General features: G+C 62.5%; 22 protein-coding genes. 8 read left to right on the forward strand and 14 right to left on the reverse strand.

The genetic code is table 11. The features are described from left to right. Nucleotides 1-208: 208 nt before the first annotated feature. The 4 genes from SU48_RS10795 to topA form a co-directional block, all read right to left on the reverse strand. On the reverse strand, nucleotides 209-1,330 hold the full coding sequence (locus SU48_RS10795) for a hypothetical protein (RefSeq protein ID WP_157451152.1): 1,122 nt from the start codon (nucleotides 1,328-1,330) through the stop codon (nucleotides 209-211). Between the two features lie 105 nt (nucleotides 1,331-1,435). Then, a complete protein-coding gene (locus SU48_RS10800) occupies nucleotides 1,436-2,416 on the reverse strand; it encodes a Bug family tripartite tricarboxylate transporter substrate binding protein (RefSeq protein ID WP_064015262.1) in 981 nt (326 codons plus the stop codon). A 424-nt stretch (nucleotides 2,417-2,840) separates the two neighbouring features. Beyond that, entirely contained in the window at nucleotides 2,841-3,155 is a 315-nt protein-coding gene (locus SU48_RS10805; RefSeq protein ID WP_064015263.1) for a hypothetical protein, read from the reverse strand. A 13-nt stretch (nucleotides 3,156-3,168) separates the two neighbouring features. Further along, the gene (gene topA / locus SU48_RS10810) at nucleotides 3,169-6,120 is read right to left on the reverse strand and encodes a type I DNA topoisomerase (protein ID WP_064015264.1); all 2,952 of its coding nucleotides are present in this window, start codon (nucleotides 6,118-6,120) and stop codon (nucleotides 3,169-3,171) included. Between the two features lie 172 nt (nucleotides 6,121-6,292). Here topA and SU48_RS10815 point away from each other — a divergent pair, with 172 nt between their 5' ends. Further along, nucleotides 6,293-6,865 carry a YdcF family protein gene (locus SU48_RS10815; RefSeq protein ID WP_064015265.1) on the forward strand — a complete coding sequence of 191 codons (573 nt, stop codon included), beginning with the start codon at nucleotides 6,293-6,295 and terminating at the stop codon, nucleotides 6,863-6,865. On the opposite strand, the gene SU48_RS10820 is transcribed toward SU48_RS10815, so the two are convergent. The 3 genes from SU48_RS10820 to SU48_RS10830 form a co-directional block, all read right to left on the reverse strand. After that, nucleotides 6,862-7,431 carry an SMI1/KNR4 family protein gene (locus tag SU48_RS10820; protein ID WP_064015266.1) on the reverse strand — a complete coding sequence of 190 codons (570 nt, stop codon included), beginning with the start codon at nucleotides 7,429-7,431 and terminating at the stop codon, nucleotides 6,862-6,864. The genes SU48_RS10815 and SU48_RS10820 overlap by 4 nt on opposite strands. A 157-nt stretch (nucleotides 7,432-7,588) precedes the next feature. Next, complete coding sequence (locus tag SU48_RS10825; protein ID WP_064015267.1) at nucleotides 7,589-8,428, reverse strand: DUF421 domain-containing protein; 840 nt, start codon at nucleotides 8,426-8,428, stop codon at nucleotides 7,589-7,591. Further along, a complete protein-coding gene (locus tag SU48_RS10830) occupies nucleotides 8,425-8,655 on the reverse strand; it encodes a hypothetical protein (RefSeq protein WP_064015268.1) in 231 nt (76 codons plus the stop codon). Before SU48_RS10830 ends, SU48_RS10825 begins: the two co-directional genes overlap by 4 nt. Nucleotides 8,656-9,148: 493 nt before the next feature. Here SU48_RS10830 and SU48_RS10835 point away from each other — a divergent pair, with 493 nt between their 5' ends. Then, complete coding sequence (locus tag SU48_RS10835; protein WP_231881607.1) at nucleotides 9,149-11,836, forward strand: sensor domain-containing protein; 2,688 nt, start codon at nucleotides 9,149-9,151, stop codon at nucleotides 11,834-11,836. A 224-nt stretch (nucleotides 11,837-12,060) separates the two neighbouring features. Here SU48_RS10835 and SU48_RS10840 read toward each other — a convergent pair whose 3' ends face one another. Beyond that, entirely contained in the window at nucleotides 12,061-12,297 is a 237-nt protein-coding gene (locus SU48_RS10840) for a hypothetical protein (protein ID WP_064015269.1), read from the reverse strand. 218 nt (nucleotides 12,298-12,515) lie between these two features. On the opposite strand from SU48_RS10840, the gene SU48_RS10845 reads away from it, so the two are divergent. Then, nucleotides 12,516-12,983, forward strand: a complete 468-nt coding sequence (locus SU48_RS10845) for a peroxiredoxin (RefSeq protein ID WP_064015270.1) — start codon at nucleotides 12,516-12,518, stop codon at nucleotides 12,981-12,983. A 137-nt stretch (nucleotides 12,984-13,120) separates the two neighbouring features. Here the strand turns inward: SU48_RS10845 and SU48_RS10850 are convergent, their stop codons facing one another. Continuing rightward, entirely contained in the window at nucleotides 13,121-13,639 is a 519-nt protein-coding gene (locus SU48_RS10850) for a hypothetical protein (RefSeq protein ID WP_064015271.1), read from the reverse strand. Between the two features lie 65 nt (nucleotides 13,640-13,704). After that, entirely contained in the window at nucleotides 13,705-13,989 is a 285-nt protein-coding gene (locus SU48_RS10855; protein WP_064015272.1) for a hypothetical protein, read from the reverse strand. 76 nt (nucleotides 13,990-14,065) lie between these two features. Here SU48_RS10855 and SU48_RS10860 point away from each other — a divergent pair, with 76 nt between their 5' ends. From SU48_RS10860 to metK, 3 genes are all read left to right on the forward strand, one after another. Next, the gene (locus SU48_RS10860; protein WP_064015273.1) at nucleotides 14,066-14,305 is read left to right on the forward strand and encodes a DUF3248 domain-containing protein; all 240 of its coding nucleotides are present in this window, start codon (nucleotides 14,066-14,068) and stop codon (nucleotides 14,303-14,305) included. 31 nt (nucleotides 14,306-14,336) lie between these two features. Continuing rightward, on the forward strand, nucleotides 14,337-14,819 hold the full coding sequence (locus tag SU48_RS10865; RefSeq protein WP_064015274.1) for a DUF3809 domain-containing protein: 483 nt from the start codon (nucleotides 14,337-14,339) through the stop codon (nucleotides 14,817-14,819). Nucleotides 14,820-15,132: 313 nt separating this feature from the next. Next, nucleotides 15,133-16,431 carry a methionine adenosyltransferase gene (gene metK, locus SU48_RS10870; RefSeq protein ID WP_064015275.1) on the forward strand — a complete coding sequence of 433 codons (1,299 nt, stop codon included), beginning with the start codon at nucleotides 15,133-15,135 and terminating at the stop codon, nucleotides 16,429-16,431. A gap of 84 nt (nucleotides 16,432-16,515) precedes the next feature. Here metK and coaD read toward each other — a convergent pair whose 3' ends face one another. From coaD to SU48_RS10890, 4 genes are all read right to left on the reverse strand, one after another. After that, nucleotides 16,516-17,067, reverse strand: a complete 552-nt coding sequence (coaD, locus tag SU48_RS10875) for a pantetheine-phosphate adenylyltransferase (RefSeq protein ID WP_064015276.1) — start codon at nucleotides 17,065-17,067, stop codon at nucleotides 16,516-16,518. Next, nucleotides 17,064-17,678, reverse strand: coding sequence for an RsmD family RNA methyltransferase (locus tag SU48_RS10880; protein ID WP_064015277.1), 615 nt, complete (start codon nucleotides 17,676-17,678; stop codon nucleotides 17,064-17,066). The genes coaD and SU48_RS10880 overlap by 4 nt, the downstream gene beginning before the upstream one ends. A gap of 186 nt (nucleotides 17,679-17,864) precedes the next feature. Beyond that, nucleotides 17,865-18,308 carry a hypothetical protein gene (locus tag SU48_RS10885; protein WP_064015278.1) on the reverse strand — a complete coding sequence of 148 codons (444 nt, stop codon included), beginning with the start codon at nucleotides 18,306-18,308 and terminating at the stop codon, nucleotides 17,865-17,867. Nucleotides 18,309-18,542: 234 nt separating this feature from the next. Next, the gene (locus SU48_RS10890; RefSeq protein ID WP_064015279.1) at nucleotides 18,543-19,061 is read right to left on the reverse strand and encodes a YbjN domain-containing protein; all 519 of its coding nucleotides are present in this window, start codon (nucleotides 19,059-19,061) and stop codon (nucleotides 18,543-18,545) included. Between the two features lie 134 nt (nucleotides 19,062-19,195). On the opposite strand from SU48_RS10890, the gene SU48_RS10895 reads away from it, so the two are divergent. Continuing rightward, nucleotides 19,196-20,275: a bifunctional nicotinamide-nucleotide adenylyltransferase/Nudix hydroxylase gene (locus SU48_RS10895; RefSeq protein WP_064015280.1), complete on the forward strand. Its 1,080-nt coding sequence runs from the start codon at nucleotides 19,196-19,198 to the stop codon at nucleotides 20,273-20,275. A gap of 88 nt (nucleotides 20,276-20,363) precedes the next feature. Further along, complete coding sequence (locus SU48_RS10900) at nucleotides 20,364-21,761, forward strand: nicotinate phosphoribosyltransferase (RefSeq protein ID WP_064015281.1); 1,398 nt, start codon at nucleotides 20,364-20,366, stop codon at nucleotides 21,759-21,761. The last annotated feature ends 1 nt before the right edge of the window (nucleotide 21,762 follow it).

The following is a 21,762-nucleotide window of genomic DNA, read 5'->3' on the forward strand; positions in this document are numbered from 1 at the left end:
CAGTCGGCAAAAGAGTCTCGGACAGGTGCTGTTGCCCTCTCCACCTGCGGGAGAGGGGCGCTTGGGTTGCAGCGGGGTGCCTCGCAGAGCTGCAAAGCAGAGGGGGCGTATGAGCGGCGTACCTACCCCATGTCAAGGATTCAAGTTAATTCCGTATTAGAGCTTAGAGTCTCCTACAATCACACTCACTACAAACAAAACACTGTCCCTAACGGCGAAAACTTTGCAGCAAAGACACCGCTTCGACTCGCCGCGCTGGGGGCAGGAGCGCCTGCAACGCATCTAGAAAACTGGGAATCTGCGCCTTGTCGAGGGGCCGGGTGGCCGCACCGCCCTGCACCTGTTGCAAGCTCTCGTTCACCAGTTCCCGCGCAATCGGGCCAAGCAGATGGGTCAGTTGGTGGGTCAGGTCTTGCGGAGAAAAAGGCGGCGCGGTGGGCGGGGCGGCAGGCTGTACGGGGGGCAAGCTGGCGAGAGCCGCAAACAACACCTCTATTTGGGGGTGACGGCTGACCGGGCAACCGCGCAGGACATCTGCTTTCAGACCGGGCAGCACCTCTACCGGAATGGCTTCTTTGGTGGCTCCCACCGCTTTGAGGGCGTCGCGCATCAGGAGTTGCGCGACGGGGCCAACGACGGCGGTCAGGCCCCGCATGAACTCGGTCACGCCCGCAGCGGGCAGCACCGGCCCCGTGCCCAAGCGCAGCGAGCCTTGCTGTTCCAGTTGCGCCAACGTCCAGCGCACTTCGTCGAGGGGTTGGCCCAGCGCCGAGGCCAGAGCTTGGGCGCTGCGCTGGCCGTCTATGAGTGCCCACAGCAGGCGGTGAGATTCGGTGGCGGCCCTCTCCGGCTCTATCTCCAGAGCATCGAGGTCAAGCAGGTCTAGATCAAACAGATCGGCCTCTGCTCTACCTGTTGTCCTTGCAGGCGCGGCCACCAACGCAAAAGGCACGCTATGGGGGCGGATATGCGTCAGGTCAAGGTGAGCCGGATGGCTGGGTTCTGAAGCGGCCAGCACACGCCCCAACAGAGCGTCCATACTCAGCCCGATCAGGCTGGCCGCACTAAGGGGCGCGGGTTCTTCTTCGGCGGCCCAGCTTTCCTCGAAATGACAGGTTCCCCCCGCGTGGCGCGTCAGGGCTTGCACGGCGGCCAAGCCCTCTAGGTGCTGCGGCACGGTGGTACAAGACACCACTTGCTGCCCCGAAATCCCAATGACGGTCACGCCCGCGCCCGACGAGTGACAGCGCATCAGCCCAGTCTGACCGAGGCTCGCCACATAGCGGAGCAGCAGCGGTAGCGTTTCTGAAGTGTAGGTGGCTCTGAACATAGGCAACTCTCCGGTAAATTCTGTGGGGCCACAGGCGGTCAACATCCGAATGGGCCGTAGAGGTGAGGCTCTCCCGTCCGTGCAGGGTGATCTGACTGCGCCGACTTATTTCAGGATGTCCAGACTGCGGAGCAATTGAGTCACTACTGTTTTTTGCGAGCGCACGAAGCGGTCAAAGGTATCGCCCGTTGCGAAGTAGGCGTTCCATTTGTTCTGAGACAACTGCTGCTGCCAAGTCCGGCTCCGCACCATGCGGGTCATCATCAGCGTGAGGCGGGCGCGTTGGGCGGCGCTGATTCCGGCGGGAGCCACCACGCCGCGCCAGTTGGACACGTCTACGTCGATGCCTTTTTCGATCAGGGTGGGCAGATTGATGCCGTTCACAGCTTCGGGGGCCAAAATAGCCAGCCCGCGTACCTGTCCACTCTTCAGAGCGTCTTCTATTTCGCTGTAGCCCGCGCTGACCACGTCCAGCTCTCCGCCCAACATGGCAGCGGTGGCCTGTGCGCCGCCCGCCGAGGGCACATATTTCACCTGATCCATAGAAATATTGAGTTCGCGGGCCAGCTTGCCGATGGCGATGTGGGCGCTGCCGCCCGCGCTGCTGCCGCCAAACCGGATGCTGCTCGGCGCGGCCTTGAATGCGGCAACCAAGTCTTCGACATCACGGAACCGCGACTTGGCAGGCACGATCAGCACTTCGTAATCGGTAGTCAGGCGGGCAATCGGGGTCACGTCGCTGTTGAGGTCGAAGGGACTTTGGTTGAGCGGAATCCCCGCCACCATCACAAATCCGGTGAGCATGAGCTGATTGCTTTGTCCCTTGAGTTTCACAAATTCGGCCAAGCCCAGCGTGCCTGCTTTACCGGGCAGGTTGTACACGCTCACATCGTTAAAAATCCCCTCGCGCTTCAGGGTTTCGGCAATAGCTTTGGCGGTGTTGTCCCAGCCCCCGCCCACCGACGCCGGAGCCAGAATTTTGAGGGTTAAATTGCTCTGGGCCGATGCGCCAGAACCCGCAGCCAACAGCGCCGCACCCAAGGTAATTCCTAACAACTTCGAGCTGAACCGTTGTTCTGTTTTCATAGTGGTCTCCTTGCTTCACCTGAGGTTGCCCGCAAAACAAAATGAGCAAGACACCGAACACAGAAGCGGCGAGCTTCCGTAGGTCAGGGCTAGAACGAGTGGTTTGAACGGCTGAGGGCAAAGACCCGGAGATGGCGCTGTGATAACTGCCCGATTGGTCTTCTAAGAGCGAGATTAAGCAGGAGGATGTCACAATCCTCTGACTACCGGGTTATTAATTTGCATAAATATTGCGAAATTGGCGGCTTCAGCCAAAGGCGCGGGCCGGGATGACCGACACGGTTGAACAGCCGCAGCACGCCGAACCACCGTGGGGAGCAGGCAGGCACAAGCTCAGCACGCGGTCAGTCAGCAGCCAATTTGAAAGCCGTTCATGCTAGGTTTCTGTCCGATCAGGGCAAGCAGAAAAGAGACGGAACCCGCCTTACTGCTGGCCGTCCGGCACCAGCATCAGCACCGTTCCAGCCTTCACGGGCAGGGCTTCCCAATCGTCTGCGGGGGTCAGGCGATGGGCTTCACTGGCCCGCAGGCGCACAAAATCGCCCTCGGACAGGTCTATCAGGGCTTCTCCGGTCAGGCAGACCAGCCAGCCCGACTCGCTGGGGCCAGCCTGCTTGCCGTCCATCGCCAGCACGCGCACCTCGGCTCCCGGCAGCACCACCCAAGCACCGGGCGCACCCGCAGCGAGGCGGGCCAAGTTCAGCGGCGGCGGCGCTTCGGGGCGGGCGCGGGACGGCACTCAGCAACCTGCCTTACTCGGCCCGCGCGGCCTGATTCAGTTTCTTGCTGGCCTGTAGCGCCATACCTTTGGCCTTCTTCACGTCCAGCCCCAGCGTAGGCGCAATGTCTTCGACTTTCTGGCCCCGCTCACGGGTGGCGGTGACGAGTTGGCGTTCCTGCTCGCTGAGTACCGACAGATGGGGCTTGAGTTCCGCCCAAGTCAGCGGAGTTTTAGCCGGTGCTTTGGCCGCCGCCGCCTTGGAAGCAGGCTTCTTGGCGGGCGCTTTCTTGGTGGCCGTCGCCTTGGCTGCACTGGCCTTAGCCGGGGCCTTCTTGCTGGCCGAAGCTGCCTTTCTCGTTCCCGCTTTGGCCGTTCCAGACGCCTTCTTCGCGGGTTTGGCGGGCTTGCCTTTCGGCTCCTTGCCCCGTTCTTCGAGGATTTCTAGGGCACGTTCGGCGGTCAGCGTGCCTTCTTCTTCACCCTTACGTAATGTGGCGTTGCGCTCTCCGTCGGTCAGGTACGGCCCAAAGCGGCCTGATTTGAGCAAAATGGGGGCCCGGCCCTCGAACTCGAAGGTTTGCAGCGGCGCGGCAGCCACCCCACGCGCCCGGAAACGCGGCTGCATGAACAGCGCCTCGGCTTCCATGATACCCACGCTGAACAGTTGCTCGTGATTGGTGAGGCTGCGGCTGTCGTTGTCGCGCTTCAGGTACGGGCCGTATTTGCCGTTGAAGGCCCAGACTTCCTCGCCCTCGGACGTGCCCACCAAGCGGGGCAAACTGAGCAGCCTCAGCGCCCGCTCCAGCGTCAATTCGTTCAGGTCGTCGCCGGGAAACAGGCTGGCGGTGCGAATAGGCGGGTTGCCCTCGCCCAGCGTCACATACGGGCCGTAGCGCCCAGCGCGGGCCACCACCGGATGCCCGCTGGCCTCGTCGGTGCCGATCACGCGGTCTCCGCTGGGGCGGCTCAGAATCTCGGCGGCCCGTTCCGCCGTCAGTTCGTCCGGGGCCATGCCTTCGGGGAGGTTGGCTTTTTGCTCGCCCAGTTGCATGTACGCGCCGTAGCGCCCCACCCGCACCTCTATGCCCGTGCCTTCCAGTTTGGGAATCCGGATGGTCGCAATCCCGCGTGCGTCTATCTCGCCCATCTGCTGCTCGATCAGGGGCCGCAGCGCCATGCCTTCGCCGTTGTCGCCCAAGAAGAAACGGCGCAAGTACGGCACGCGCTGTGCCCGTCCACCCGCGATATCGTCCAAATCTTCTTCCATGCGGGCGGTGAAATCGTAGTCCACCAGCTTGCCGAAGTGGTGTTCCAGCAACGCAGAAGTCGCAAAGGCCGTCCAAGACGGAACCAACGCCTGACCTTTTTTGGCCGCGTAGCCCCGGTCTTGAATGGTGCCCAGAATGCTGGCATACGTACTCGGACGCCCGATGCCCGCACCTTCCAGCGACTGCACGAGGCTGGCTTCGGTGTAGCGGGCGGGGGGCTGGGTGTCGTGGCCTTCGGGTTTGGCGGCCTGTCCGGTCACGGTCTGCCCAGCTTTCAGCGGGGGCAAGGGCGTTTCGCGGTCTTCGAGGGCGGCGGCGGGGTCATCGCTGCCTTCCACGTAGGCCCGCAGGAATCCGGGGAAATCGATAGTGCGGCCCGACGCGCTCAGGGTGACGTCATCGCCTAAAGCCTGCCCAGTCAGGCGCACGCGCAGGCCCCGGCCCCGTGCGTCGGCCATCTGGCAGGCCACCGTGCGCTTCCAGATCAGGTCGTACAAGCGCCATTCGTCGCCGCCCAGTTCGGCCCGCAGTTGGTCAGGCGTGCGGAAGGTGCTTCCGGCGGGCCGCACCGCCTCGTGCGCTTCCTGTGCGTTTTTGGCCTTCTTGGAATACACGCGGGGCTGAGGACTCAGGTAGTCCGGGCCGTACATTTCCTGCACCTGTGCGCGGGCCGCCGACACTGCCTCTGCCGACAGGTTGGTGGAATCGGTACGCATATAGGTGATGTAGCCGCCCTCGTACAACCGCTGAGCGGCCCGCATAGTGCGCGTGGCGGCAAACCCCAGCTTGCGGCTGCCTTCCTGCTGCAAAGTGGACGTAATAAACGGTGCGTAAGGCTTTTGCGTAAACGGTTTTTCTTCGGCAGAAGCGATGGTGAGGGTCTGGCCCTTCAGAGCATCGGCCAACGCTACGGCGCGGGTTTCGTTCATTTGCAGCACGCCGGAATCGGATTTCAGCTTACCTGTCAGCGGGTCAAAATCTTTGCCTGTAGCGAGGCGAACGCCGCCCACATCGGTCAAGCGGGCGGGAAAAGTCGCGCCCTCTGCGGTTTGGGCCGTGACCAACAAGTCCCACCACGACGCACTGACAAAGCGCATCCGCTCGCGCTCCCGCTCTACCAGCATCCGGGTCGCCACCGACTGCACGCGGCCCGCGCTGAGCTTGGGGGCCACCTTCTTCCACAGCACGGGCGAAACCTCGTAGCCGTACAAGCGGTCTAGGGCGCGGCGGGTTTCTTGCGCCTCTACCAAATTGGTGTCTATAGAACGCGGGTTGGCGATGGCCGCCAGAATCGCCTCTTTGGTGATCTCGTGAAACACCATGCGCTTGACCGGCACTTTGGGTTTGAGTTCCTGAAACAGGTGCCACGCGATACTTTCGCCCTCGCGGTCATCGTCCGTCGCCAGAATGATCTCGTCGGCCTCGCTCGCCATCTTGCGGAGCTTGGCCACATGCGCCCGCTTGTCCGGCGACACCACGTACAGAGGCCGGAAGTCGTCTTCTATGTCCAGTCCCAGTCTGGCCCACGCCTTGCCCTTGTACTTTTCGGGAATATCGGCAGCACTTTTGGGCAGATCACGAATATGGCCGATGCTCGATTCCACCGAGTAGCCCTTACCGAGATACTTTTCGATGGTACGGGCCTTGGCGGGCGATTCGACGATCACCAGAGTGTTGGTTGCAGGGCCTGTGGACTTGGTGGGTAGAGTGGGCATGTTGGTTTGGGGGCGCTCCCTGAGAAAAGGATGGGAACTTGCGGGCGAGCCTAGCACAGCGGCGTGGCGTGTAAAGCGGCCATACTCCGCCTGTCAAGCCCCAGCCTGCCGCCTTTTGACCGTGTGACCCGCACCCCATCTTATGTTTTCCTTTATGCTAGGCTGCGGCCCTATGCGCTCGCGTGGCTCCACTCTGACCCTGTTGCCGCTGGCTGTGGTGGGCCTACTGGCACTGGGGTTTTTGTTGCTGCCGGGGCCGCGCGTACCGCACCCGGAGCAGCCTTACGGGGCGGTGGTGGTATTGGGGGCCGCGCAATACGCAGGCAAACCCAGCCCCGCCTTTCAGCGCAGGCTCGATCACGCTCTTGCGCTGTACCGGGCGGGCGGCGTGCAAACCATCGTGGTTACAGGCGGCAGGCGTCCGGGCGACCCACACACCGAGGGCGAAGTAGGCCGCAGCTACCTGACGCGCTTGGGCATCCCGGCGGCGCGGGTGTTGGCCGAGACCCGCAGCCGCACCACCATCGAAAACCTCCGCAACGCCCGCGTGTATTTGCCGCCCCAGACCCCTATTACCCTCGTCACCGATGAAGCTCATGCCCCCCGCGCTTTGGCCCTCGCCCGCGCTCTGGGCTTTGAGGCCAACGCCAGTGCCAGCCCCCTGAGCGCCAACGTGAGTGCCAGCTACCTGCTGCGCGAAAAAGTGGCGCTGGCGGCCTATGCACTGATCGGCATTCGGGGCTAAGAAGCTGCTGATCCTTTCGATTTCCAAGCCACAAAGAGTGAGATCAGATTACCGTGATGGGGCGAGTCCAATCTGTTTCCTAAATCGGGATCATTGACTACTTCTATTGCGCCACTCTCCAGCATATCAGCGTACATATTCAAAAATTCGCCCAAGCTGTCAGCCAAGACGTACATCACCTGATCGTCTCGCCCACAGTTGATGACTTGCCCAAAGATTCCCTTGGATGCCGGGACAAAATCCACCGCCAAATAATTGCCCCCCGGCCCACCGAAGGCGATCCTGCCGGGATGCAGAAAAACTTCAGCAATCTTGTCTTCCTCAAACGATTGAACATAGAGTTCTTCTACTGTGAGATCTGCCGACAACTCCACAGCCAACATACGCTGACTGAAGATTCCCCAGTAATCGATGAATTCATAGCCACAGAAGATGCCACATGCATCCCCAGCCTGCCCGTTGTGCAGTCGGTACAGTTGCAACAATTCATCAGAAAGAATGATCCCTTCTGCTAATAAAAATTCATTCTCTTGATCGGTCAATGGTGGATTCAGGTCTTCCAGCATTTCCGGGACTTCGCTCTGCAACCAGTTTTTTATTCGAGTTATCGCAGACTCTATGCTCGGTTGTGGGCGTATGGTCACAGCTAACTGTACGGCAACTTATTGAGAGTCAAGATTTTGCTTTCAGTCTCCCGCCCCCAATACCCGCCCGCCCTCAGCTTCAGCTCCGGCCTCCCGGTTGTGCCTGTGCTGCCTTTTCGCCGCCGTCGTTGGCCTGCCCCCCAGACTCCCTTCCCTCATCCGAGGCCAACGGGTCAAGGGTGGCGGGCGTCCAGCCTTTGCCCTGCACGCTGTCTTGGTGGCCGCTGGTTGGCTCCGGTGTGGCCTGACCATCCGAGCAGGCTGGACACTGGGGCAACAATCCAGCCACTTCCAGCGTATGGCCGCAACGCAGGCACGCCACAACCCCACTGTGGGGCGAACCGACATCCAGCGTCAGGGGCCACTGCAAATCCCACGGCGGCACCACCTGAAGGCCGGGGGGCGGGTTGTCTTTGTGCGTAAACACGGTCAGGTTGCCGTCTTGCTCAAAGTAGGCCCGCTGCACTTCTCCGAGTTGGCGCACCCCCTGACCCCGCAGGCGCTCGAACAGGTCTTCGCGGCTCAGGTTGGCGCGGCCCAGCGCATTCGGCACCATCACGCCGCCCCGCACCAGTTCTACGGGCAGACCTTCCACAAAGGTTTCGACCCGCTCGCTGCGAATGACCAAAAAGGTCAGCAGGCGCTGCAATCCCACCACCAACGCCAAAGTAAGCATGGCGTGTAGCAGCGGCACTTCCGGGTAAAACATAGGATCGCCCGCCGCCGACCCCAGCCCGATGACGATGGCGAGTTCCAGCGGGCTAAGTTGTGCCAGACCGCGCTTGCCCGTGATGCGGAGCAGCAACATCAGCCACACGAACATCAGGGTGGTGCGGAAGACGATTTCTAGGAGAAACAGTGGGGGTACGTCGCCCAGAAACATCCGGCCCCAGTCGAAAGGGACGATTTCGGCGCTCATGGATGGCGGCCAGCACGGGCTTCAGCTTCAGCGGCACCCTGTTCCGGCAACCCCAGTCCCGCCAAAATGCGGGCGCGGTTCCAGCCGATCAGGGCCGACAGTTCAGCCAGAGTCTCTTCGAACGCCGTCCCCGGCTCTAGCCCGCGCAACTTCGCCCACAGCGCATTGCGCCGCACCAAAAACGCTCGGCCTAGAGATTTCCCGTTTCCCGCAGTTTGACCCGGCATGATGCCCAGAGTGTAGCCAGTTGGGTCGCCAAGTGACGGCGCTGCGCTACGGTCAGGCCCGCTGTCGTTCTGTAAACACCGAGTGGTTCTGAATACTGCGCTTGACCCGCAGCTTGCATTCCGAAGCTGAAGTTTTTGGCAAGAAGGCATGAACATTGAATGAGAAGATACAGTCAGGAGACAGGGCGCATTGGCCTAGATTGGGGCTGTACCGCTCCCACATGCCCCCAACGTGCGGTGCAGACCGCCGAGCTATTTGCATGACTGCCGTAAGAACTGGCGTGAGAAGATAGATCCACGGAAGCGGTTTTCCTGATCGGTTTCTTTCGGCTGGAAACTCTTGGTACAGGCTGATGCTGTTGCCCCGGCTGTGTCCGAGCCACTGCGCCGATCTGCCCGCTTCTTCCGGCCCGTTCTGCCTCCAGAGCGGTTGCCAGACCCTCCTAGGCTGCGCCCCCCTATTCTCGCCCTTTCTCCAGAGGTACTGCCCAACGTGACTCTTCCGACTTCCGCCCTCCATACCGCCCTGCGTGACCTGCTGCGTGTGCATGCGCCGGAAGCGACGCTGCTTGCCTCTGTGGGCAAACAGGTGCTGAGCGTGCGTGCCGACGCCGCGCCCTTCGAGACACCCAGCGGCGAACTGATTCCGCCCGATGCTTGGTTAGACCGGGGCCAGTTGTCTTGGCTGACGCGGGACGGGGCGCTGCTGGGCCTGCTCTGGAGCGAAGAAGCGGCGGTGCCCGAGGGGGCAGTAGAAGTGCTGACGCTGCTACTGTCGGCGGCCAGTGCCGAGGGAGCCAACCGCGAGGCCGACATGCTGATTACTCAGCTCCCCGCGCCTACCGCGTGGCTGAATGCCGATCTGGTGTTCCGACAGGTCAGCCGTACCTTTCTGGAACTGTTCGGCTTTCATGGGCCAGAAGTGGTAGGGCAACCGCTGCAAACGGTGTTTCCGGGGCGTGAGGACTTGGTACACAGCCTGACCCTCGCCGCGTCGGGGCGGGCCAGCCACCTGGCCGACGAATACGCGCTGGTGCCTGACCGGAGCGCGGCTGCAACTGTGGCAGCGGGCGGAACAGGCGCGGCAGGAACAGCCAGCGCAGGCACAGGCGTCTGGCTGCGCGGCGAGGCCCGGCCCTACTTTGGCGGCGCGTCGGCGGGTGTGCTGTGGACGGTGCAGGACGTGAGTGGCGAGCGCCAAGAGGCGGCCCGGCTCACGGCGTTGCTGGACGGCCTCGAAACACCGTTGGCCCTGCTGACCGACACAGGAACGGTGTTGGCGGCCAGCACGGGCCTGTCTGATCTGGCTCCGGCCACCGCGCCCGCCATCGTGGGCACCCCGCTGTGGACTTGGCCCTGCTTTGCCGACCTGCCCTCGGAACTGGTGCGCGACCTCGTGCGCGTGGCGGCCAGCGGCGGCGCGGCCAACGGCGACGTGCCCCTCGTATCGGGCGGAACTTTGCCTCTGGCTCTGCGGCGCAGCACCGCGCCGGGGTTGTTGGTGGCGGCGGGCCTCAGCGGGCGCGGCATGGGCTTGCAGGCGTCGTCCAGCGTGGTGGCACAGGTGTTGGCGCTCAGCGACGCGGCCACTATCTTGCTCGATCACGCGGGCCGCGCCCAACTGGTCAGCGAGCAGGCCGCTCAACTGGTGGGTCTGGACGCTGCCAAGCTGCTGAACCTGAGCCTCTCGCGGGTGCTGGGAGAACTGGGAGTGCGCCTGCACACGCCGGAAGGCGACCCTCTGTCTATTCCCGACCTGCGGACGCTGAACCTGCCCCTGATCCGCGAACTGCTGGTGGTGCGCCCAGACGGAGTGGCCCGCCATATGGAGGTGCGGGCCACCCGCGTAGAAGAAGGCAGCAAACCCGGCACGCTGCTGGTGCTGCGCGACCTGACCGCCCTGCGCCGCGCACAGGCCAAAATGAAGCACGACGCCCGCCACGACGCCCTGACCGGACTGCCCAACCGTCCCGGCCTGCGCGAACACTTGGCGGCGTCGGCCACCCCCAAAACGGGCGCGGTGGTCTGCCTGGACGCCGACGGCTTCGGTGCACTGAACGCCGCGCTGGGCCGCACCGCCTGCGATCATCTGCTGATTCAGCTGGCCGCCCGCCTGAACGACCTCGCCGGGCTGCACGGGGGCCTCGCCGCACGTCTGGCCGACGATACGTTTGCCGCCCACCTGCCCGACCTCAGTGCCGACGAAGCGGTACACGCGATTCAGGCGACGTTGCAACTGCCCCTGCGTTCGGGCCGCCGCGACGTGTCGCTGACTTTTGCGCTGGGTGTGGCGCACCTGCCCGCCGACATGACCGCCGACGCCGCCCTAGCCGACGCCGAAATTGCCATGCAGCACGCCAAACGGCAGGGCCGCGCCCAGACCAGCGCCTTTCATCCGGGGTTGCGGGCCAGCGTGGCTGAAGCGTATGAGTTGGAAGACGCCCTGCGCGGCGCGATTGCGGGCGAGCAGTTTACGCTGCTGTATCAGCCCGCTGTGCGCCTCGCAGATGGGCAGCCGTTCAGCGCCGAAGCCCTGCTGCGCTGGCAGCACCCCACGCTGGGAACCTTGGCCCCCAGCCGATTCTTGCCGCTGGCAAGCCGCAGCGACCTGATTATGCAAGTGGGCGACTGGGTGGTTCAGGAAGCCCTGCGGGGCCGCGCCGCTATCCGGGCCAGCGTGCCCAAGCACCTAGACTGGCGCGTGAGCGTGAACCTGAGCCTCGAAGAACTGCGGCGCAGTGCGGGCTTGGAGCACCTGATGCCCTTGCTGGCCCAGCAGGGCGCACCCGACATAGAAGTGTCGGCGGGCAGCCTGCTCGATCACAGTCAGGATACGTTGGGCCTGCTGGAGCAACTGCGGACGCACGGCGCACGCCTGATCGTGGACGACTTTGGCGACGGAGCCAGCAGCCTGACGGCACTGACCCGCTTTCCCCTCAGCGGCCTGAAACTGCACCCGACCCTGACCGCCCGCCTGCCCAACGACGAACGCAGCCTGACGCTGGTGCAGGCCACGATTGATCTGGCCCACCGCCTGAACCTGCATGTGACGGCAGTCGGTGTAGAAACGCAGGAGCAACTGGGCGTGCTGCGCGACCTCGGCTGCGACGCCGCGCAGGGCTACGCCATCACCCCGCCCCTGTCGGCGGACGCTCTGGGCCTGTGGCTGGCCGAACGGTAGGTTCTGGGGAGTGGGTAGAAGGCGGTAGAGAGTGGGAAGGCCGTGCTGCCCGCAACATCTCCACCTCATCTTTGTAACACGCCCTTCGACCCTAGACCCTTAGAGCGCCACCCTTAGACCGCCTTCCAACTCCCCAGTCGAAGCGCAGTCAGCACCCAAGCAGAGAGCAACGTCACGACTTCCGACGTTGCTCTCTGGCAGGCAATAACTGTATGAAAGGACGTTCAGGGGTACAGGTCAAACCCGCTGTCGTTGAGCAGTTGCTCCAGTTTCTTCTTGGCGTCCTGAATCTGGGCCATCTCTTCTGCCTCGAAATACACCTTGGTGGGGCGGCCCGGACGGCTGCGGGCCAGATCCCACGTGACGCCGGACAAGTCGGCCTCTAGGTCAAATTGTTTGAGGGCAGCCTTGATGGCTTTTTCTGGAACTCCGGCATGAATAGCCATGTCGTCTTTGATCACCCTAACAACGTAGCAGAGACTCCGGCCCCCATTGCGAAGACAACGTTACACCCGTGCGGTCAGCCGCCGAAGGCTTTGGCGTTTTTCTTCATACCAGACACCAAAAATCCACCTTATAGCCCTAGTAGAGGCTGGCCGCGAGATGAAGCGGAATCCAGATCACTCCCCTCCCACACACTTGTCATCCCACGGTAAAGCCGAGTTCTTACACTGTGTCCATGTCTCTGACCACTGGCGACCTCGTGTCCGACTTCACCGCCCAAACCGACCAAGACCGCCCCTACCAGTTTGCCCAGCACAGCGGCAGCTGGCGCGTCCTCTTCTTTTTTCCCCGTGCCAACACCACCCATTGCCAGATGCAGGCGCGGCGCTATCAGGCGCTCAGCGGCGAATTCGCGGCACGCGGCGTATCGCTGTTGGGCGTCAGCAGCGACACCCGCAAACAGCAACTCATGTTCCGGGATATCTGCAAGGTGGATTTCCCCCTGATTTCAGATACCGACCACGCTGTCAGCCGTCAATTCGGCGTACTCGACACCCTCGTGCCCGGTGAGGAAGTGCAGGTGGCCCGGCGCGAAACCTTTCTGATCGACCCACAGGGCCGGATTGCCCAGCACTGGCAAGGCGTTGACCCTGCCACAGACGCGGCGATGGTGCTGGAAGAAGTGAAGCGCACCATGGCCTGAACACAGTGCGACCTGAATACAGTACGGCCTGAACACGGTTCGAGCGCAGGCCAAAACAGAGAGGCAGCCTTTTCGCGCTGCCTCTCTGTTTTGATCTGTTTTGGCCCACCTGGAGCGAGGAACCAAGCGTCAGCGGCTTACTTTTCTACCGAAAGAGAGAGCAATGCCCTGTCGTCCACACCCTGACCGCTGAAGTTCAGCTCGGCAATGTTAGGGCCCAGGTCTGCGCCGGGTTCTGCCGTCACTTTCAACACCACCCGCACGACTTCCGCATAGTTGACCTGAACACTGGCCGAGTTGTCTTTGGTGCGGCGAATGTCCTTGAGCAGGCCCGCTTGAACCAGTTCGACATTCACACCTTTGGGCAAGTCGGAGGCCGTCATTTTCAGCCACTCGGCGCGGTTTTCGGGAGAAGCGACATCGACGCCCACCCGCTGAGTAAAGTCGATGACGACGGCATCGAACATGCTTTCGCTCACCCCGAGCATGGCGCGTGGGTATTTGATCTGAACAAATACAGTTTGGCCGGGGGCCACACGCACCACCGAAAAGGGCGTCTCCAGCGCAACCGGGTTGTAGGGCTGAGCGCCCATGACGGCAGGAGCGCAGGAAGCCAGCAAGGCGGGCAGGGCAAGGGCCAACAGGAACTTTTTCACGCCTGACAGCTTGGCCGAGAATGAGTTTTCTGTGGGGAAGATATGAGGAATCTCAGTCGGAGGGCCTAGACGGGCAACCCATCCGGGGAACCGGGCAGATACGGCGCGGCGGCCTCGAAGCCTTCCAGTGCGCCGGGAATCAGCGCCCAATCGTCGTCCTCTTTGCGCGTCAGGCCTTGCAGCACCATGCGGTTCAGTTCGGCTTCTACCCGCTGGCCCACCCGCCGCAAGGGCATATCAGACACGCCGTCTACGCCGCGCCAAGCCAAAAATGCCCGGTGAAAGTCGGGCAAAGCGTCCAGACCTACGCGAGTTTCTAGGGTGCGCCAGCGGAGTTCAGGGGCTGTCATGCTGTCTGTTGTAGCCCACCCACGCTCCCGGCTGCAATGGGGCATCTCTTTGGTTCGGGCGCTTTACAATGAACCTATGACGGACGCGCCTGACCCGCCCATTCCCGCAGACCTCACCCGGCATCTGGAGTCGCTGGGCGGGCAACTGGTGTGGCGCATGGGCAAGGATGACGTGAGCGACGAGATCGTGGTGAGATTAGGATTCGCCTCGGCCACGCCACGTTTTGCCCACCTGCCGCGCTTGAGGAGTGCCAACGACACCGAGCTGCAAGACGCCATGCAGGCGGGCCGCGTGGTGATCGAGTGGGTGGATTGAGCCTGTACCTCCTAAATCCTAAGGTTCCCGCGTGATCTTGGAAGCACAGCAGAGCTTCAGCTTGACTCACCCGCACGGGCAGGCGGCGGCCTTGGCCTTCGTGCGCGATCCGTCGCTGGCGTTGTCGAGGGTACGCTTTCTGCGCGGGTTGGCGGGCAACGCCGAGGGCGTGCGCGGAGAATTGATCGTGCCTGTGCCCGTGTTGGGTGAAGTGGATTTGCCGTTTTTCAGCCTGCTGCAAGTGACGCCAGACGGAGCAACACTGACGCCCCAGCTCATCTCAGGCGAGCGGGCGTGGGTGGAAGTCAGCGGCACGGCCTCGGCAGACAGCACGGGCCTGATCAGCTTCCATTTTCATTTTGTGGCCCACCTTGCCACCCCCGAAGCCGAGGGCTGGGGCGGCGCGGCGTTCGAAAAAATGGTGCGGGCAGCGGCGGGCCGCACGCTTGAACGGGTGGCGCGGGAGTTGCCGCAGGGGATCGGGGCGGCGGTGGCGGCGGAAACGGCTCAGTAGAAACAAATTACTCGTCTTAGACCCGTTGACCCTAGACCCTTAGACGCCTTGCCTCCCCTTGACAATCCACGTCCCACACCCCAACCCTGTCCCGCATCCCTGACCCCCCGCCCCCCACAGCGCCTCTCACAGCGCCCACCTGAAATTCGTCCCTGTTCTGACCCCTGACCTTGCGTTACCCTGCAAGGCGTCTGGGCTGCCACCGTGCAGACCGGGCCGGGCGGGGCCGCAGGCGACATCCTCTCCAGGTAGTTTCCCTAGTTCTGTGAGACAGAGTTCTGTGAGACGCACCCCCGCCCCGTCAGGAGAACGTATGCGGAAGTTTTACACGTCGGAGTCGGTATCGGAAGGACACCCGGACAAGTTGGCAGACTTTATTTCGGACTCGATTCTGGATGAGTTTTTGCGAATGGAGCCGGAAAGTCGCGTGGCTGTGGAAACGCTGGTGACCACCGGCATGGCCGTCGTTGCGGGCGAGGTGCGGGCCACCACCGCGCACGTGGACATCCAGAAAACGGTGCGGGAAGCCGTGAAACAGGTGGGCTACACCCGCGCCAACTACGGATTCGATGCCGAGTACAGCGCCGTGCTGGTGGCTATTCATGAGCAGTCGCCCGAGATTGCGGGGGGCGTAGACCACTCGGAAGAATGGCGGGCCATGACGCCTGCCGAGCGTGCGTTGCCCCAGAACGCCTATTCGGAGGTGGGGGCCGGGGATCAGGGCCTGATGTTCGGCTACGCCACCGACGAAACGCCGGAGCTGATGCCGCTGCCGATTTCCTTGGCGCACAAGCTGACGCGCCGTTTGGCCGAGTTGCGGAAGGCGGCGATTGCGGCCCAGACGCGGCAAACCGAACTGCAAGAGGGCCAGAGCCTCAGCGACGCCGACACCGCCGCCCTGCACTTTGCCTACCTGCGCCCCGACGCCAAAGCACAGGTGACGGTGGTGCGCGACGGCGAGCCACACGACGCCACCGAAACGCTGGTGGATACGGTGGTCATCAGCACGCAGCACGATGAACACGTATCGCAGGAGCAGATTCGCACCGACATGATCGAACAGGTCATTCGCGCCGTGATTCCCGCCGAGTTGCTGAACGCCGACACCAAGTTTTTCATCAATCCCAGTGGGCGTTTTGTGATCGGCGGGCCGCACGGCGACACGGGACTCACGGGCCGCAAAATCATCGTGGATACCTACGGCGGGGCTGTACCACACGGCGGCGGCGCATTTAGCGGCAAAGACCCCACCAAAGTCGACCGGAGTGCGGCCTACTACGCCCGCTACATCGCCAAAAACATCGTGGCGGCGGGGCTGGCACGGCGGGCCTTGGTGGAGGTGGCCTACGCGATTGGCCGCGCCCACCCGGTCAGCCTGCGCGTGGATACCTACGGCACGGGCACGGTGTCCGACGAAACGTTAGCCGCGCTGGTGGCCGCTCACTTCGACGCCCGCCCGCAGGCCATCATTGCCGAACTGGATTTGCGCCGCCCCATTTACGCCCAGACCGCTGCCTATGGTCACTTTGGCCGCGACGGATTTCCGTGGGAAGCCACCGACAAAGCCGGGAAGCTGAAAGCTGCGGCTCAGGCTGAAGTCGTACTCGGCTAATCACCGATAAAAAGGGGGCCAGACGCGGGGGAATACCCGGTGTGCTGGCCCTTTTTTGGCTTGCCGAAATTGCTGCGCCCTCCCCTACCCCCGCTCTCCCACTCCCCCGTCCACCCGCAACTGGGTTTCCAACTTCTCGGCCTCGCGTTCGGCGTACACGTCGGCGTGAATGCGGCGCAGGGCGTTGGCGCTGGCACGCGGCACCATTTCGCTGATGTCTGCGCCGTAGCTGGCAATTTCGCGCACCATGCTGCTGCTCACAAAGCTCCAACGGGTCGCGGCCATGATGAACACGGTTTCTACCTCGCCGATCTGACGGTTCAGGTGCGCGATCTGAAGTTCGTATTCGTAGTCCGACACGGCCCGCAGCCCGCGAATGATGATGCCTTTTTGCTGCTGGCGCATGTAATCCACCAGCAGGCCGCCAAAGCTGTCCACGCTGACGTTGCCGAAGTGCGCGGTGGCCTCGCGCAAAATCTCCAGCCGCTCTTCTAGCGTAAATAGGTGGCGTCCGGTTTTGCGGGCGTTGTGCATCACGGTCACGGTCACGTGGTCGAAGATTTTGGCGGCCCGCGTCAGCACATCCATGTGGCCGCTGGTGATGGGGTCGAATGATCCGGGGAAGACGGCGTTCATGTGGGTTGGATGCTAGCGGGTTCTGAAGCTTCAGTGTTCTCGTCCTCCGCTTCTTCCAGTTCCCGCCGCTCGTAGATGGTCAGCGAGTTGCTGCCGTACTCGCGCAGTTCCCGTTCGAAGTCGGGGTGTTCGGGCAAGTTCAGGGCCACGCGCTCCCAGCGGTCTGGGTGCTGGCAAATCAGCAGGCCGCCGGGGGCCACGATCTGGCCCTTCAGGAGCGAGGCGGCGAGGCGCGGGATGTCTTGGGCATAGGGCGGGTCGCTGAACACCACGTCGAAGCTTCCCAGCGCGGGCAGGAGGCTTTCGGCGTCGCCCTTCAAGATTCGCACCTTCAGTTGCGCGGCGCGGGCATTCTCGTCCAGTGTACGCACGCCGCGCGGGTTCATTTCGATCAGCGTGACCGAATAGCCCCGGCTGGCGGCTTCCAGCCCAATCGCGCCGCTGCCGCCGTGCATATCCAAGAATCGGCGTCCGGGGGGCGGCCCAGCAGGCAAGCGCGACGCGAGCATGTCGAACAGGCTTTTGCGAATGCGGACATTGGAGGGCCGCGCTCCTTCCGGCACCTGCAGTTCCCGGCCTTTGGCGCTGCCGCCCAGAATACGCAGGCTCATAGGAGTGACCAGACAGGCAAGCCGGGGGCTGAAAACGTGAAGTTCATCCGTGCAGGGTAACGCAGCCGGAGCAGACGAACAGGCCAAGCCAGAAATCTGTCCCAGAAGTTCAATGTAGAAACAGGGCGGCCCCCGCTTGGAAGGCCGCCCCGAATACCGCTGTGATCTGTGCTTGGAAATCAGTCCTTAGAGGCGGACGCCCGTGCAGGCCACGCCCGCGTCGGCTGGGGTGCCCGTCGCGCCCGTTGCGGTGTGAATGTTGAAGTAGGTCGCTGCCGTGACCACATTGGCGGCCACTTCGCCGTTGAGGGCCAGATAACCGCTGCTGTCGGTCTTGCCCACAATCGTGCTGGCCATGATCGGTGCGCCGCCGCTCTTGCAGGGGTCAGCGCTGGCCGTGCCCTGCACGTGGTAGTGGGCCACGTAGTAGGTATCGGCCTTCAGGCCAGTCACGCGGGCAGCGGTCATGACCATATCGCCGCGCCGCACGTTTACGCCGCCCACAGGATTCAGCTCACCAGCGGCAGGTTGCTTGCCCAGCGTGTAATTGGTACCGATGCCCCGGTCAATCAGGCTGCAAGAGGACAGGGCGGCGGCGGCAACGGCAGAAAGCATCAGGATTCGTTTCATGGGGAGAACCTCCAGACCACGCCCCTATGCACAGCATGGGTTGGCGTGGTCTTTAGAATGTGACGCTATGCTGCACTGCTGCCGAGTTGGTCAAGAGTAGTCCCGCCCGCAAATTGAAGGGCACGCCAACCTGTTCTAAAGATTGGGCCAACACGACCACACAAAGCGCCGCCTGCACAGGAGCAGACGGCGCGGCAAAACTATGGTGCCTTAAAACTATGTTTCCCCCGGCGGTTATTCTTCCAGCGACTCGCTGAAGCCGTCGACATCATCCAAGTACTCGGTCATCCATGCTTTCAGGGCCGTTTTCAGGTAGCCGCCCGCGATCATCATGGTGGCGTCAAGGTAATAGCTGCCCTCATAGATGTAGGCCTGAGTGTAGTAGTTGCCGTTCCATTCGTTGGCCAGTTCTACGTCTAGGGCATCTTCATCGTCGCTGTAGTCCCAGTAGGAGCTGGCGGTCACGCGGGTGCAGACGTTGCTCTTGCAATTGCTGAACCACATGTCTACTTGGCGTTCGCCCGCCGTCACCGTGAGGCTGGGATCTTCGTCGGGGTTGGCCGGATTGACCGTGACCTTGTAGCCTGCCTCGCGCAGGACGGCGGCCACGCTGTTGGGCGTCGCGGCCTGAATCTGACCAGTGCTGCCGCCTACGGTGGGCGCGGCAGCTCCCCCGGCAGAGGCCACACCAAGTCCGGAGGTCAGCAGAAGGGCGGCAGCAAGAAGCACCTTGTTCACTGGTTTTGTCTTCATAACGTCACATTACGTCATTTTTACGGCCAATTGCTGTATGTATTGGGGGGGATACGAGCGCGGCCTTCGGCGTTCCTTACCGTTCGGCTTACAACACTCATTCTTCACATGATTTCGTCTGTGCATTGTGAGGTATGACCCCGCCGCCCACCGAGTCTGCTGCTCTTGCCCGTGAATCCTCGTCTTCCAACCGCACGCGCAAACGCACATTCGGTGTGTACATCGGCAGATTCGAGCCGCCGCACATGGCCCACCTGCTGGTGATGCAAGAAGCGCTGGAGAGCGTGCAGAAGCTGATCGTGGTGATCGGTAGCGCCGAGGCCGCCCGCAACACCAAAAACCCGTTTACGGCAGCCGAGCGGGAAGCGGTGCTGACGGCCATGCTGGAAGGCGTGGGCATTAAGAAATCGCGCCTGCTGTTCGTGCATGTCCGCGACTACTTTTATAATGAAGGGCTGTGGCTGGGAGCCGTGCAGCGCGGCGTACAGGCCCACACGCACGGCAGCAGCGACGTAGCCCTGATCGGTCATGTCAAGGATGAAAGCAGTTACTACCTGCGTTCCTTTCCGGCTTGGGAGTTTATTCCGACGCATGTGGTTAGCCCGCTGAGTGCCACCGATGTTCGCAAGGCGTACTTTGAAGACCGCCTAGACGATGTGCGGGGCATGGTTCCGCCCGCCGTGCATGCCTTCTTGGATGCCTTCCGCGCCCTGCCCGAATACGCCGAGTTGCGTGAGGAATACCAGTATTTGCAGGCCTACCGCGCCGCGTGGAAAGACGCGCCGTTCGCGCCCGTGTTCGTGACCACCGACGCCGTGATCACGCGCAGCGGGCATGTGCTGGTGGTGCGGCGGGCGGGGTTGCCGGGCCGGGGCCGCCTTGCCATGCCGGGGGGTTTTCTGGAACCCGGAGAAACGCTGCTGCACTGCGCTGTGCGCGAGGCGCACGAAGAAACTGGCCTCAGCGAGGGCGTGAATCTGGCCGGAGCCTTACGCGCTCAGGCGGTGTTCGATTACCCAGACCGCAGCCAGCGCGGGCGCACTATTACGCACGCCTACCACTTCGATTTGGGCATAGGCCAGTTGCCCCTGCTACGGGCCGCCAGCGACGCCGCCGAAGCCTTCTGGCTGCCGATGAGCGAGGCGCTAGCGCACCCGGAACTCTTTTTCGAGGATCACCACGCGATCATCGAACACTTTTTGATGCGGGGGTAGACCCAAGAACTCACTAATCTCATAATTACAGGTATAGATTATGAGACAGGACATTACCCCCTCTCCCCTGCTCTAAAGGAGTTTGACCATGACTGCCCCTCTGCATCTGCTGGCCGACGACAACCTGATTCTGGACACCGACAGCTACAAAAGCAGCCACTTTCTTCAGTATCCGGCGGGCACCACGCGGCTGTTTTCCTACCTCGAATCTCGCGGCGGGCGGTACCCAGTCACGCGCTTTTTTGGGCTGCAATACCTGCTCGACCGCTACCTGACGCGCCGCGTAACGGCCCCGATGGTGGAAGAAGCCCGCGACCTGATCGAAGCGCACGGCGAACCTTTTCCCTACGACGGCTGGATGCGTGTGGTGAACGTTCACGGCGGCAAGCTGCCCCTAGAAATCCGCGCCGTACCCGAAGGGACGCTGGTGCCGATTCACAACGTGCTGATGAGTGTGACCAACACCGACCCCGAATTGCCGTGGTTGGTGGGCTGGTTCGAAACCATGTTGATGCGGGTTTGGTACCCCACCACCGTCGCCACGCAGAGCTACCACATCCGCGAAATTATCCGCGCCGTGCTGGAACAGACCAGTGACCGCGCCGCCGAGGAACTGCCGTTCAAGCTGCATGATTTTGGCAGCCGGGGCGTCAGCAGCCGCGAAAGCGCCGGGCTGGGCGGCCTCGCACACCTGATCAACTTTCAGGGCAGCGATACGCTGGAAGCCCTGCGCGTGGCCCGCAACCACTACGGCGCAGACATTGCAGGCTTCAGCATTCCCGCATCCGAGCACAGCACGATTACCAGTTGGGGCAAAGAGCATGAGGTGGACGCCTACCGCAACATGATTCGGCAGTTCGGCAAACCCGGCGGCCTATACGCGGTGGTCAGCGACTCCTACGATCTGAAATACGCCATCAACGTGCATTGGGGCGAAACGCTACGCCAAGAGGTCATCGACTGCGGCGCAACTCTGGTGGTGCGGCCCGACAGCGGCGAACCGCCTGCGATGGTGCGCCTCGCCGTGAACGCGCTGGCCGCCAAATTCGGCACCACCCTCAATTCCAAGGGCTTCAAGGTGCTGAACCATGTGCGCGTGCTTCAGGGCGACGGCATAGACGAAACCACCATTCGCCAGATTTTGCAAAACCTCGTGGTAGACGGCTACAGCGCCGAAAACGTGGCCTTTGGCATGGGCGGCGCACTCCTGCAAAAAGTAGACCGCGACACCCAACGCTTTGCCTATAAAGCCAGCGCGGGCCTGATTGACGGCGAATACCGGGGCATCTACAAAGACCCCGTGACCGATCCCGGCAAACGCAGTAAAGACGGTGTGCTGGACTTGGTGCAGGAAAACGGGCGCATGGTCACCAAGGCGTATAAAACCTTCGACACCGACTTTCCCGGCTCGCTGATGCGGACGGTGTACAGGGACGGAGAGATGTTAGTGCGGGATACTCTGGATGAGGTTAGGGGGCGGGTGTAGA

It is taken from the genome of Deinococcus puniceus (assembly GCF_001644565.1).
GTDB classification, from domain to species: Bacteria; Deinococcota; Deinococci; order Deinococcales; family Deinococcaceae; genus Deinococcus; species Deinococcus puniceus.